The organism is Streptosporangium longisporum (assembly GCF_039534895.1).
GTDB classification, from domain to species: Bacteria; Actinomycetota; Actinomycetes; order Streptosporangiales; family Streptosporangiaceae; genus Streptosporangium; species Streptosporangium longisporum.
This window is the reverse complement of the sequence record NZ_BAAAWD010000017.1, coordinates 1-12292: the sequence shown is the minus strand read 5'-3', so window position 1 is coordinate 12292 and position 12292 is coordinate 1. Positions and strand designations below refer to the sequence as shown.

11 protein-coding genes are annotated in these 12292 nt (G+C 73.0%); 6 read left to right on the top strand and 5 right to left on the bottom strand.

The genetic code is table 11. The annotated features are described in order from the left end of the window. Nucleotides 1-99 precede the first annotated feature (99 nt). The 3 genes from ABD832_RS30930 to ABD832_RS30920 are packed head-to-tail and all read right to left on the bottom strand — an operon-like array spanning nucleotide 100 to nucleotide 4813. On the bottom strand, nucleotides 100-1707 hold the full coding sequence (locus tag ABD832_RS30930; RefSeq protein WP_344902236.1) for an IucA/IucC family protein: 1608 nt from the start codon (nucleotides 1705-1707) through the stop codon (nucleotides 100-102). After that, the gene (locus tag ABD832_RS30925) at nucleotides 1704-3650 is read right to left on the bottom strand and encodes an IucA/IucC family protein (RefSeq protein WP_344902233.1); all 1947 of its coding nucleotides are present in this window, start codon (nucleotides 3648-3650) and stop codon (nucleotides 1704-1706) included. Before ABD832_RS30925 ends, ABD832_RS30930 begins: the two co-directional genes overlap by 4 nt. Then, on the bottom strand, nucleotides 3647-4813 hold the full coding sequence (locus ABD832_RS30920) for a siderophore biosynthesis protein (protein ID WP_344902230.1): 1167 nt from the start codon (nucleotides 4811-4813) through the stop codon (nucleotides 3647-3649). The genes ABD832_RS30925 and ABD832_RS30920 overlap by 4 nt, the downstream gene beginning before the upstream one ends. A 386-nt stretch (nucleotides 4814-5199) precedes the next feature. Between ABD832_RS30920 and nudC the strand changes: the two genes are divergently transcribed. Then, a complete protein-coding gene (gene nudC / locus ABD832_RS30915; protein WP_344902227.1) occupies nucleotides 5200-6168 on the top strand; it encodes an NAD(+) diphosphatase in 969 nt (322 codons plus the stop codon). A 177-nt stretch (nucleotides 6169-6345) separates the two neighbouring features. Here nudC and ABD832_RS30910 read toward each other — a convergent pair whose 3' ends face one another. Together ABD832_RS30910 and ABD832_RS30905 are read right to left on the bottom strand one after the other, a co-directional pair. Further along, a complete protein-coding gene (locus tag ABD832_RS30910) occupies nucleotides 6346-6600 on the bottom strand; it encodes a glutaredoxin family protein (protein ID WP_344902224.1) in 255 nt (84 codons plus the stop codon). Nucleotides 6601-6657: 57 nt separating this feature from the next. Beyond that, on the bottom strand, nucleotides 6658-7836 hold the full coding sequence (locus ABD832_RS30905; RefSeq protein ID WP_344902221.1) for an alpha/beta hydrolase: 1179 nt from the start codon (nucleotides 7834-7836) through the stop codon (nucleotides 6658-6660). A 190-nt stretch (nucleotides 7837-8026) separates the two neighbouring features. Here ABD832_RS30905 and ABD832_RS30900 point away from each other — a divergent pair, with 190 nt between their 5' ends. The 5 genes from ABD832_RS30900 (at nucleotide 8027) to ABD832_RS30880 (ending at nucleotide 12084) form a co-directional block, all read left to right on the top strand. After that, complete coding sequence (locus ABD832_RS30900; RefSeq protein ID WP_344902218.1) at nucleotides 8027-10108, top strand: ATP-dependent DNA helicase UvrD2; 2082 nt, start codon at nucleotides 8027-8029, stop codon at nucleotides 10106-10108. Further along, the gene (gene tesB / locus ABD832_RS30895) at nucleotides 10105-10971 is read left to right on the top strand and encodes an acyl-CoA thioesterase II (protein WP_344902215.1); all 867 of its coding nucleotides are present in this window, start codon (nucleotides 10105-10107) and stop codon (nucleotides 10969-10971) included. Before ABD832_RS30900 ends, tesB begins: the two co-directional genes overlap by 4 nt. A gap of 115 nt (nucleotides 10972-11086) precedes the next feature. Further along, nucleotides 11087-11416 (top strand): hypothetical protein, encoded by a 330-nt coding sequence (locus ABD832_RS30890; protein ID WP_344902212.1) that lies wholly within the window; start codon nucleotides 11087-11089, stop codon nucleotides 11414-11416. A 128-nt stretch (nucleotides 11417-11544) separates the two neighbouring features. After that, nucleotides 11545-11814, top strand: a complete 270-nt coding sequence (locus ABD832_RS30885) for a WhiB family transcriptional regulator (RefSeq protein WP_329085648.1) — start codon at nucleotides 11545-11547, stop codon at nucleotides 11812-11814. Between the two features lie 75 nt (nucleotides 11815-11889). Beyond that, nucleotides 11890-12084, top strand: coding sequence for a hypothetical protein (locus ABD832_RS30880; RefSeq protein WP_344902209.1), 195 nt, complete (start codon nucleotides 11890-11892; stop codon nucleotides 12082-12084). The last annotated feature ends 208 nt before the right edge of the window (nucleotides 12085-12292 follow it).

The window sequence follows — 12292 nt, the reverse complement described above, 5'->3', positions numbered from 1 at the left end:
TCACGACCGGGACCCGTGCGCCCGGAACGGCACCGATGGGCCCGTGACCGGGCACTCGTGCGTTCGGGACGGCACCGGTGGGTCCGCGACCGGTACCGGTCAGAACGGGGGCAGCGGGTTCGCGACCGGTACGTACCCGGCCGAGCGGTCCGCCGAGCGGGCCCACCTGACCGACAGGTTGGCCTTGGCCGGAAGCGGCCTGCCGGAGAGCAGGTCCGCCACCGGCCGGGGCCACCCGCGGGACCCGGCGTACCCGGCCAGCACCTCCCGGGCCACCGCCCACAGCTCGCGTCCGAGCCCGTTCCCGTCCCGGTCCCCGTCGCCCGGCCCGTCCCCGTCCCCGGAGCCCGGAGCGGTTTCGGTGAGGGAGGCGGCGATCTCGGGGAGGTGGTTGACCATCAGGCAGTAGACCACCCGGTCCCACCCGGCGGCCGGGTCGTAGGTGAGCGCCTCGGCGACCCGGCCGGGCAGCCCGGACACCTCGTGCCGCCCGGCGACGAGCTTGGTCCCCTCCAGGTCGCGGAAGACCGCCTCCACCGGCAGGCCCGCCGCGTCCACGCCGATCAGGACGTTCTGCAGGTGGGGTTCGAGCACCACGCCGTGGCCGAGGTAGGCCTCCAGCACCGGCGGCGCCACGCGCTCCACGTACGCCCGCCACCAGCCCACCGGGTCGGCCACCGGATGCCCGGCCGCGGCCAGGGCACCGCTGAGCAGCGGGGTCACCCCCGGTCGGCAGACCGACCACGGCGCGACCCGGACGATCACCCCCAGCCCCTCCAGCAGCCGGGTGCCCAGGGCGGCTGAGCGGTAGCCCGGCTCGGGCAGCCAGCGGGTGCCCGGGAAGGCGGCCGACAGGTCCCGGAAGACCGGTTCGAGGCGGCGGCTCAGCTCGACCGCCCCGGCCAGCTCGTACCAGGAGTTCTTCCGCAGGCAGTTGGTGATCCGCACGTCCAGGCTGAACTTCAGGCACCGGTCGATCAGCGGCTCGTAGACCGTGCGGACCGACGAGGTGGGGACCGCCCTGCGGGAGCCCTCGCCCAGGTCGATCAGGCGGCCGTCGGCCAGCGGCGCGGCCAGGTCCGCGGCGAGCAGCTCCAGCTGCCAGGGGTGCGCGGGCAGCAGCGCGTAGCCCGGCGGCGCCTGGCCGAGCGCGTCCAGGGAGCTCGTGTCACCGGCACCGGCCAGCACGTCCCTCCTGACCCCCAGCAGCCGCAGCGGGAAGCTCGCGTGCGCCTCGGGCGCGTACCGCAGCCAGCCGTCGCCGCCGCGCGCCTTGGGGCTGGGATGGAACGGGTGCCCGAAGACCAGCGCCTGCTCCGAGGCCAGCCACGGATCGGCGGGCGGCGGCGCGTCCCGCCGCGCCGCGAGCAGCGTGGTCATGACGTCCCTGCTCTCGGCCACCTGGGAGGCGAACTCGTCGTTGTCCTCGCCGAGCTCGCTCTCCACCAGCCGCACGAGCCTCTCCGCCGAGAGCGGCTGCCAGGAGCCGTTCTCCAGCCACTCGGCCCGCCCGTCGAAGCGCAGCGCCAGGCCGCCGTGCGCGCGGACGCGCAGCAGGGTGCCGGCGACGCGCAGCAGCACGTACGGCCGGGTGTACTCGACCTGGCCGCGGGGTCCCGAGATCTCCCGCACGCAGCAGCGCAGCAGCGCGGCGAGTGAGGCCTCCTCGGCGACGGACGCCGGGGAGTCGAGGGCGAGGCTGGTCATGACGTCCTTCGCGTGGTCGTGGCCGGTGCGGCCTGGGGCGGCTGGCGCAGGTAGTTCGGCCCGCTTGTGCCGTAGAACTTGTTCACGTCGCGCGCGCCGGTGCGCGCCTTGTCCACCAGGGTCCCGGCCGTGACCATCGACTTCCCGACGAGCCGGGCGGCGTCCAGGGTCCTGGCCCGCAGCAGCCTGGCCATCGGGTCCTCCCCGTACTCGTCGAGCGCCTCGGCCAGCGTCCCGCGGACCAGCTCGAAGGCCGGGCGCGGCGCCAGCGCGCCGAACACCGGGGCCGCGGCGGCCAGGTGCAGGGTGATGGTCACGAACATGTCGGCCAGCGCGTGCGGATCGTCGGTCAGCATCCGGGGATCGGTGAAGTCCGGCACCGCCAGGCCCGCGTCCCGCAGCCGTTCGGGCGAGGTGAGCAGGCCGTCGTTGTCCTTGACGAGCACCCCGGCCAGGCCACCGCCCACGCCGCCGGGCCCGGTGTCACGCCCCGGTCCGCGAAAGAGCGGTCCACGGGAGAGCGGTCCGCGGGGGTCCGGTTCCGGTGCGCCGAGGGCCGGTTCGCGGGACGCCGGGACGCCGGAGCCGGGCAGGGGAGAGCCGACGGCCGGTCCGAACACCAGCGAGAGGTTCTGCTGGTGGGCCTCCAGCGCGGTGCCGTACCTGACGAAGAGGCGCACGTGGTAGCCGAACAGGACCCGCAGGTACTCACCGAGCAGCCCGGCGACGTCCCCTCCGCACCACCGCCCGGCCAGCTCCTCCACGACCGTCCCGCCCCCGGGCAGCGGTGCCGGCAGCGCCGCGACCGTGACGGCCTCCCCTGCGGGGTGGCGCCGCAGCAGCCAGCCCAGGTACTCGTGCCCGGCATGGCCGTAGGTCTGCTCGTCGGCCAGCAACACCCGCGGGTCGGGCATGGCGCGCAGCAGCAGCTCGGCCCGTGCCCCGTCGGCCAGCGTGCCGGGCCTGATCGACCTCCGGTTGCGCAGCCCGAGCGTGCTGGTGGCCAGCGGCAGCTTCAGGTACGTGCCCGGCGAGACCTCGACCGTGCGCATCGACAGCGTGGGCCTGACCTCCAGGTACGCCTCCGGCGCCACGACCGCCCACCCGACCTGCCCGACCTCGCCGATCGTCAGCGGGTGCACGGGGAACAGCGCGTGCGTCCGCGCGAGGCCCGGCGCGAGCCCGACGGCCTCGAAGACGGGCGCGCACGGGACCTCCGCCCCGGTCAGCCGCTCGCGCGGCACCGCGGCCCAGCGCAGCGCGAAGACGGGCGCGAACTCCGGCGCGTACGCCACCAGCTCCTCGTCGGACAGCCCGAACCGGCAGCGGGCCGTCGGGTAGACCGGGTGGTCGACGAAGGCGGCCAGCGTCTCGTACCGCGTGCCCCCGGTGGCGGTCGTGCCGCCGGGAACGGGGGTCAGCCGGGCGAGCACCTCCTCGCGCCGGGCGTCGTGCAGGTCCAGAGCGCGCAGCGCCTCACGGCACTCCCGGACGAACGACTCCACCCCGGGGGCGTCGGCCGGGGCGGAGACCTCCCGCAGCGCGTGCAGCACCTCCTCCAGGCGCAGCGCCTCCTGCGGGGCCGTCACGAAGTCCTGGAACAGCGAGCCCGGGACCAGCCGCACCCGCCTGCCCCCGGGCAGCAGCAGCGCGACCCCGTCCTTGCCGCGGGTCATCCGCCCGGCCAGGCCGCCGTAGTCCTCGCGCAGCAGCGCGTTCAGCACCCGGGCCGCCAGGTACGGCTCCCGCGGGCTCACCGGGCCGGACCCCGGGCCGAGGCGGGGACCTGAGCCGATCTCGGGACCCGAGCCGAGGCCGGGCCTCGGGCCGAAGCCAGCACCCGAACCGAGGCCGGACTTCGAGCCGAAGCCTGACCCCGGGCCGGGGCCGGGGCCGGTGACGGCACCGGCGGGGGAGGCGGGTCCCTGGCCGGAACCGGTCATGCGATCACCCACGGGTTCGCGGTGGTGAAGCCCGCGATGGCCGCGTCCACGCTCGCCCGGTCCGGCCCGATCGCGCGGACGATCCCCAGGTAGTCGCGGTTGGTGTGGTTCGGCTCGATCCGGTCGCCCACGGCGCGCAGCGGCCGGTGCCAGACCCTGACCGGTTCGCCGCCCGCGGGGACGACCGTCCCGGGGGCCGCGGCCACGGTCCCCGGCCGCCCGGCGACCAGGCTCAGCGCGGTCCCGTGCCCCCGGGCCCGGCCGGGAGCCGGCAGCCCCGACCCGAGATGGACGCCGAGGATCAGCTCGAACAGCGGCACGCCCAGCAGGTCCGCGAGCAGGAACTCGCAGTGGTCGCCGATCACCCGGTAGTTGACCTCCACGATCCGCGGTCCCCGCCGGGTCATCACGTACTCGGTGTGGCAGGCGCCCAGCCCCACCCCCAGCGCCTCCAGGGCCCGCAGCACGTGGTCGCGGCCGGGAGGCGGCTCCCAGTCCAGCCGTTCCTCCACGAAGTGCGGCAGCGGGCCCAGGACGGTGCGGAAACCGCCGAGCACCTCGATCCGCTCGCCGTCGCCGAGCGTCTCCATGGTGTGCAGCGGCCCGTCGAGGTACTCCTCCACGACCAGCGCCTCGCCGGGCCGCCGTGCCCTGATCCCCGCCACGGCCTCGGTGAGCTCGTCCGCGTCCCGGACCAGCACCACGTCCTCGCTGGCCACGCCCTCGCGGGGCTTGACGACGGCGGGGAAGGGCGGGTCGCCGGGCAGCGGGTCGGCCGGTCCCAGTCGCCGGGACCACACGCTCTCGACCCCGGCCGCGGCCAGCCTCCGCCGGGTGAGCGCCTTGTTCTTGGTGTCGACGCAGGCCCGCCAGTCCTTGGCCGGGAGGTCGAAGTAGGCCGCCGCGAGCGCGGTCTCGGCCTGGATGTGGTCGGAGTTGGAGAAGATCGCGTCCGGGGGGACGTGGTGCGCGACCGTGTCGATCACCGCTCGCGGGTCCCGTACGTCGCAGTGGAGCACCTCCGTCCCGGCGTCGCGGTGGTGCCCGGGACGGTCGGTGAGGATGGTGACCTCGCAGCCGAGCGCGCGTGCCGCCGGTAGGAAACCGTCGGTCACCGAGTCCGTCGGTTTCAGCGCGGTGAGGTACAGCCGCAATGCAGACACCCCATATCAGGTAAGGCTAACCTAACCGTCCGCATCCTAGTCAGACGGCGATCATCGCGTACGGGGGACCGGGGTATTGACCGTGTATACCCGTGTCGCCCGCCTATCGGGGTCTTCCTGCATCCCTGTACGCCGTGCCGGTGGAGACGCGCGTCCCGGTGCCCACCGCGGGCCGGTCCTCGCGCGGGAGCGGCCTTCCCACGGGGACGCTCCTTCCCCGAGGCGGTCCTCTCGCGGCGGGGCGGGGCGGGGCGGGACCGGACGGGAGCGGCCGGTCGCCGTGGCGCGTACGGGATCCGTCGGGAGGGAGGCTACCCGAACGGGCCGCGGGGCAGGGCCGGTCACGGCGCATAGGATGTGCACTCGGTTCGGGAGGACGGAACGGCGTGGAGATCACCGCACAAGAAGGACTGCTCGGCCCCCTGCTGCTCGCACGCACCGCCATCGACCGGTCGGCCGCGTTCCGCGGTGACGCCGGATGGCTGGAGCGGGCCTGGGCGGACGGGGCGACCAGGGTCGTGGTCGTCGACGACGGGCGGGCCCTGGTCCGCCGCGAGGGCGAGGAGGCCGGGCTGGTGCTGCTGCCCCCGGCCGAGGCGCCCGAGGGGGAGCGCTACCTGCTCGGCGTGGACGCCGAGCAGGTCGCCTACTTCGCCGTGGCCCCCCCGGGCGCCACAGGCTCCGGTCCCGCCCTTCTCGACCGGCTCGCCGCCGCGCTCCCCGCCGGGCGGGGAGAGGTCTCCGCGGCCGGGCTCCGGCAGGTCGGCTCGCTGCTGGGCGATCTGGACGCCGGGCTGCTGGTGTACGCGGTCGCCCTGGAGGCATGGCACTCCACCCACGAGTTCTGCCCCCGCTGCGGGAGCCGCACCGAGGTGCGGGCGGGCGGGCACGTCCGCGTCTGCCCCGCCGACGGCAGCCAGCACTTCCCCCGGGTCGACCCCGCGGTGATCATGCTGATCCACGACGACCGGGACCGGTGCCTGCTGGCCAGGGGGCCGCAGTGGCCCGAGGGGCGGCTGTCGGTGCTGGCCGGGTTCGTCGAGCCGGGAGAGTCGCTGGAGCACGCCGTGGCCCGCGAGGTGGCCGAGGAGGTCGGCGTGCGCGTGGTCGACGCGCGCTACATGGGCAGCCAGCCCTGGCCCTTCCCGCGCAGCCTGATGATCGGCTTCTTCGCGCGGGCCACGACGACGGAGTTCGTCCTGGAGCCCGAGGAGATCGCCGAGGCGCACTGGTTCAGCCGCGCCGAGCTGCTGGCCGCGCTGGAGAGCGGCGAGGTCCGCCTGCCGTCCTCGCTCTCGATCGCCCGCAGGCTCATCGAGACCTGGTACGGAGAGCCGCTGCACGGCGACTGGTGACCCTCGCCCACCGGTCCCCTTGGGCCCTGGACGTCCGTACGGCCCGGCCGTCGTCCGTACGGCCCGGCCGTCCGCGTATTCGAGCGACCTCGCAGGATCCGGACACGCGAGGGCCCCGGTGTCCGCGAGGACGGGGTGCGTCCGCGGTCCGGGGCCGGAGGCGTCGGTGCCGGGCGGCTACACGCCCGCGCCCGCCAGGATGCGCTTGAGCTCGATCACCGAGGGGTTGGTCCTGACGATCCGCCCGGTGGGGGAGTCCACCACCACGGTGGGCACGGTCTGGTTGCCGTTGTTGACGCTCATGACGAACGAGGCGGCGTCGGGGTCACTGTCGATGTCGACCTCGGTGAAGGCGATGCCCTCGCGGCCCAGCTGGCTCTTCAGCCGCTTGCAGGGACCGCACCAGGTGGTGGTGTACACAGTCAGCGCCATGTCTGAGAAATCCCCTCGTGTGATGTCCGGCGCCATTGCCAACAACGTGAGAGGCGTTCAGCTTCCCGAAGCGAGAAGCTTCTGCGCGACCCACTCCTGAGTCTGCTCGGCCACGCCCGGCAACCGGTACAGGGGAGCGCTGTGCTCGATGCCCGGTTCGGTGAGCACCGTCACCGGCACGCCGAACGGGCGCAGGTGCTCCTTGAGCTGGTTGCCGTGCTCGGGCGACACGAACTCGTCCTCCGAGTGCACCACCAGCATGGGTGCGTCGCCCCGGCTCGCGTGCCAGGGCACCTCCATGCTGGACCAGACCTTGGCGCACCTGCCGGTGGGCTCGCAGCCTCCGGCGAGCTTGATGGCGGCCTCGCGCAGCCTGCGCTTGTTCAGGTCGAAGGTGTCGGCGCCCTCGGTGTACGCGGTGAGCGGGGAGACGACCGGGGAGATGCCGACCACGCCCCGCAGGCCCCGCGGGCGGCTCTTGTAGGTGCCCGCCGCGGTGGCCAGGTGACCCCCCGCGGAGAAACCGATGATCACGTAGTTGTTCGGGTCGAAGGACCACAGCGCCGCGTGCCTGCGCGCCGTGGCGACGGCGTCCAGGGTGTCGGTGCGCTGGGCCGGCCAGGAGGCGTCGCCGGACAGGCGGTAGTTGAGGTTGAAGACGACGTAGCCCTGCTCGGCGTAGCTCCGGCTGATCTCCGTCATGTACTTCTTGTCGCCCGAGGACCACCAGCCGCCGTGGATGAGGAAGACGGCGGGCCGCTTGATCTCGTCGGACTGGTACCAGACGTCCATCCGCTGGCGGGGGTGCGGGCCGTAGGAGACGGTGTCGACGACGGTGCCCTGGCTCGACGGGTCGGGCGTGGCCGTCGCGGTGGGGGTCGGGGTCGGCGTGGGGGTGCGCTCCGCGGCCCCGCCGGTGCGGGCGCCGCCCGTCGCACCGCGTCCGGCCTCGTCGCCGGTGCTCTCCCGGCTCCCGGTCCCGGTTCCGGCGCCGCGGGCCGTGCGCCGGTCGCCCGCGTCACCCCGGGCCGCGGTCACGGTGCTCCGGGTCGCGGAGACCATGCCGGTCGGGGACGTCGGGCCGGTCACGGGCGTCCTCGTGCCGGTGGCGGTGGTCGCGCCGTCCAGCCGGGCCGGAGCGGCGGTCGTGTGGGCGTGCGCGGTCGTGTGCATCACCGCGGGTCCGAGCATCACCGCCGCGAGAGCGAGCGCACCCGCGGTTACCCCAGTTCGCACGGGCCTTTTTTCCTTCCCTGGGAGCAATCAGCCCCCATTGTGGAGCAAAGGACGTGCTTTGTGCATCTCGGCGAACCACATAGGTTGACGGCGGCGTGTTGCCAGAATGAGCGGTGCCGACCGGTGGCTGGGAGGATGGGGCCGCCCGGTCCGTCCGACCGCGTGTGTCCGACTGCGTGAAGGAGCCTCCGTGGAGCCCGACGACGTCCTGGCGGCACTGGACCCCGAGCAGCGTGAGGTGGCCGAAGCCGTCCGCGGGCCGGTCTGCGTCCTCGCCGGAGCGGGCACGGGCAAGACCCGCGCCATCACCCACCGCATCGCGCACGCGGTCCGCAGCGGGGTGGTCGACCCCCAGGGCGTGCTGGCCGTGACGTTCACCACACGCGCGGCCGGCGAGCTCCGCCAGCGGCTGCGGCAGCTCGGCACGCCGGGCGTGCAGGCGCGCACCTTCCACGCCGCGGCGCTGCGCCAGCTCACCTACTTCTGGCCGCGCGTCATCGGCGGGGACCCGCCGAGGGTGATCGAGTCGAAGCTGCCGCTGCTGATCGACGCCTGCCGCTCCCTGCGCAGGAACCAGGACCGCTCGGAGCTGCGGGACATCGCCTCGGAGATCGAGTGGGCCAAGGTCACCCAGATCGGCCCCGAGGACTACGTGGCCGCGGCCAAGAAGGCCGGGCGGACGCCGCCCGTCGCGGTCGAGGAGGTCGTCCGGCTCTACGAGGAGTACGAGAACCTCCGCCGCGACCGGCACCTGGTCGACTTCGAGACCATCCTGGAGCTCACCGCCGCGGTGATGACCGAGCACCGCGAGGTCGCCTCGCAGATCCGCCAGCAGTACCGCTACTTCGTGGTCGACGAGTACCAGGACGTCAACCCGCTGCAGAAGCTGCTGCTCGACACCTGGCTCGGCGGACGCGACGACCTGTGCGTGGTCGGCGACCCCAACCAGACGATCTACTCCTTCACCGGCGCGACCACCCGCTACCTGACCGGCTTCCCGGTCGAGTACCCCGACGCCACCGTGATCAGGCTGGTCCGCGACTACCGCTCCACCCCCCAGGTCGTCTCGCTGGCCAACCGGGTGCTCGACAGGGCACGCACCCCGCACAAGCTCGCCCTGATCGCCCAGCGCCCGGACGGCCCCGAGCCGGTCTTCACCGAGTACGACGACGAGACCGCCGAGGCCGAGGGGGTGGCCCGCGCGGTGCGCAAGCTCGCCGACACCGGGGTGCCCACCCGCGAGATCGCCGTGCTCTTCCGGGTCAACGCCCAGTCCGAGGCCTACGAGCAGGCTTTCGCCAAGGCCGGTCTGCCGTACGTGCTGCGCGGCGCCGACCGGTTCTTCGAACGCCCCGAGGTGCGCCAGGCGGTCGTGCTGCTGCGCGGCGCCGCCCGCTCGGCCGAACCCGGGGACACCCTCGCCTCGACCGTGCACCACATCCTGTCCGGCATCGGCCTCACCCCCCAGCCCCCCGGAGGCGGCAAGGCCCGGGAGAAGTGGGAGTCGCTCAAGGCCCTGGCCGACCTCGCCGAGGACATGGCCGCCTCCGGGGCGGACCTGCCGGCGTTCGTGGCCGAGCTGGAGCGCCGGGCCAGCGAGCAGCACGCGCCACCGGTGGAGGGGGTCACCCTCGCCTCGCTGCACGCCGCCAAGGGCCTGGAGTGGGACGCGGTCTTCCTGGTCGGCGTCACCGAGGGCATGCTGCCGATCGTCTATGCCGAGACGCCCGAGCAGATCGAGGAGGAGCGCCGGCTGCTGTACGTCGGCATCACCCGGGCCCGCGCCCACCTGGCGCTCTCCTGGGCGCTGGCGCGCTCCCCGGGGGGCCGGCGCTCCCGCAGGCCGTCCAGTTTCCTGGACGGGCTCACCGGCCGTTCCCCCCAGGGCCGCTCCGCGCAGAAGGGCCGCGCCGGGTCCTCCCCGCCGGAGCGCCGCCAGGTCGCCTCGCCGATCAGCTGCCGGGTCTGCGGCAAGACCCTGGCCGTCGCCACCGAGCAGAAGCTCGGCAGGTGCGCCACCTGCCCCGCCGACCACGACGAGAGGCTGCTCGACGAGCTCAAGACCTGGCGTACGGCGGTGTCGAAGAACGAGAAGCTGCCGCAGTGGGCCGTCTTCACCGACATCACCCTCCAGGCCATCGCCGAGCGGGCCCCCCTCTCGGAACGGGACCTGCTGGCGATCACCGGAATAGGACGCGTCAAACTGGATCGCTACGGCGAAGCGGTGCTCGAACTGTGCCGCAACGCCGCGAACCGGACGGAGGACGCGTGAACGAGGCGCTCAAGGAGCTTCTGGACCTGCTCGACCTGGAGCAGATCGAGCTCGACATCTTCCGGGGCCGCAGCCCCGAGGAGCGTATCCAGCGTGTCTTCGGCGGCCAGGTGGCCGCCCAGGCCCTGGTCGCCGCGGGCCGGACGGTGCCCGACGACCGGAACGTCCACTCGCTGCACGCCTACTTCATCCGGCCGGGCGACCCGGCCATCCCGATCGTCTACAACGTCGAACGGGTCCGCGACGGCCGATCCTTCACCACCCGGCGGGTGGTGGCCGTCCAGCACGGCAAGGCGATATTCACCATGTCGGCCTCCTTCCACGTGACCGAGACCAGCGTCGAGCACCAGGCGACCACCATGCCCGAGGTGGTCGACCCCGAGACCCTGCCGCTCTTCCGGGACCGGATGCTCCAGGTCGTGGGGAACGACTCGCCGATGCGCGAGTGGCTCGCCAAGCCCAGGCCGGTGGACGCCCGCTACGTGACCCCCCTCACCTGGGAGGCCCACCGCGACCCGGAGCTGCGCGGCTCCAAGACCAACGTCTGGTTCCGCTACGACGCCGAGCTGCCCGACGACCCGCTGCTGCACGTCGTGCTGGCCGCCTACGCCTCCGACTTCACGCTCGTCGACACCGTGCTGCTCACCCACGGCCTGGCGTGGGGCGCCTCCAACCTCTCCGGCGCCTCGCTGGACCACGCGATGTGGTTCCACCGCCCCATCCGGGTGGACGAGTGGGTGCTCTACGCCCAGGAGTCGCCGTGGTCGGGGGCGGCGCGGGGACTCGCCAGGGGCGAGATGTTCACCCGGTCCGGAGACCTGGCCGTGTCGGTAGTTCAGGAGGCCATGATTCGCGTGAGATAGTCGCAACACCGCAGGTAGAAAATATGTTGCCCACTTCCCCGGCAGGGGTTTAGGGTCATGGTCATGCAAGTCGGGCTCTACTGTCCGACGATCAACGAATGGAGGTGAGTCCGCTGTGAAAAGCATCCTGATGCCGTCCCAGATGGGACTCGCTTCCTCGCGCCGTAACACCGTTCTGCCCTGCGCCGTCCGGACCCTCCTCACCGTCGGTGCGGCAGCTCCGGTCTCGCAGGACGATTCTGCCCACTTCCAGATCGAAGCCCGACGCTGGGCCACGCCCGCCGCCTTCCCGGCGACGGCCGCTCCGGCGACGGTCAAGCCGGTGGCGTTCGTCCCGGCTGCCGAGACCCGGGTGGGCGACAGCTACGCAGCAATGACCCAGCACATCGGAAACGGTGGACTGCGCGGTCCGCAACCCTGGGGGCATCCTCCGGTCATGACCTGACCGAGGAAAAAAGCCTTCAGGCCGCGGATCCGCACCAGGATCCGCGGCCTTCTTGTTTGTCCGCGTCGTTCCTGACCCCCACCCCAAGAGGTAACCAAAGATCAACGCCTAGCTGAGAGGTGAAACAGATGGGGGCCCAGACGGTCATGGACCTGATCGACGAAGCCACAATCCCCTGTCGTACCGACCCCGACCTGTGGTTCGCCGAGTCTCCGGAGGACGTGGAGTTCGCCAAGGCGCTCTGCGGGGGCTGCCCGATCCGTGAGGCCTGCCTGGCTCGCGCTCTGGAGCGCGAGGAGCCGTGGGGGGTCTGGGGTGGCGAGCTCGTCCTGCGTGGGGCGATCGTCCCCCGGAAGCGTCCGCGCGGGCGTCCGCGCAAGAACCCGGTCGCTGCCTGAACGACCCGGTCACCGACCGGTACCACCGAGAACCCGATCGACCACCACAGAACGTTCCTCGAAAGGATCACTCCGATGAGCTACCTCTCCACCAGCGGCCTCGACCTGTCGTCTATGCACCAAGAACTGGTCCGGGACCGAATACAAACCCTCCACCGCGAGGCGGAGGAACATCGCAGGGCGGCCGGTCTCCAGCGCCTCCGGCGCGCCGAGCGCGATGCGGAGCGTGCCTCGGCCCGCCTGCGCACCGCGATCCTGCGCCTCATCTGATCCGCATCCGATCCGCATCTGGTTCGTATCTGGTTCGCGAGGATCGGCTGAGGCACGGGCCGGGACACAGCAGGCCGAGACACAAAGGAACATAGAAGAACGGCACGACGATCGAGGGGTGGGCCCGTACCGGGGTCGCCCCTCGATCGTTTCCGTTCCCCTCGGACGAGCCCTTCGGATCACCCGGGTTGTTCACCCAGGCCGTTCA

Excerpts from the sequence above, each read along its gene's own strand:
- ABD832_RS30930 (WP_344902236.1), bottom strand. The coding sequence starts at position 1,707 with ATGACCAGCCTCGCCCTCGACTCCCCGGCGTCCGTCGCCGAGGAGGCC.
- ABD832_RS30925 (WP_344902233.1), bottom strand. The coding sequence starts at position 3,650 with ATGACCGGTTCCGGCCAGGGACCCGCCTCCCCCGCCGGTGCCGTCACC.
- ABD832_RS30910 (WP_344902224.1), bottom strand. The coding sequence starts at position 6,600 with ATGGCGCTGACTGTGTACACCACCACCTGGTGCGGTCCCTGCAAGCGG.
- ABD832_RS30885 (WP_329085648.1), top strand. The coding sequence starts at position 11,545 with ATGGGGGCCCAGACGGTCATGGACCTGATCGACGAAGCCACAATCCCC.
- ABD832_RS30880 (WP_344902209.1), top strand. The coding sequence starts at position 11,890 with ATGAGCTACCTCTCCACCAGCGGCCTCGACCTGTCGTCTATGCACCAA.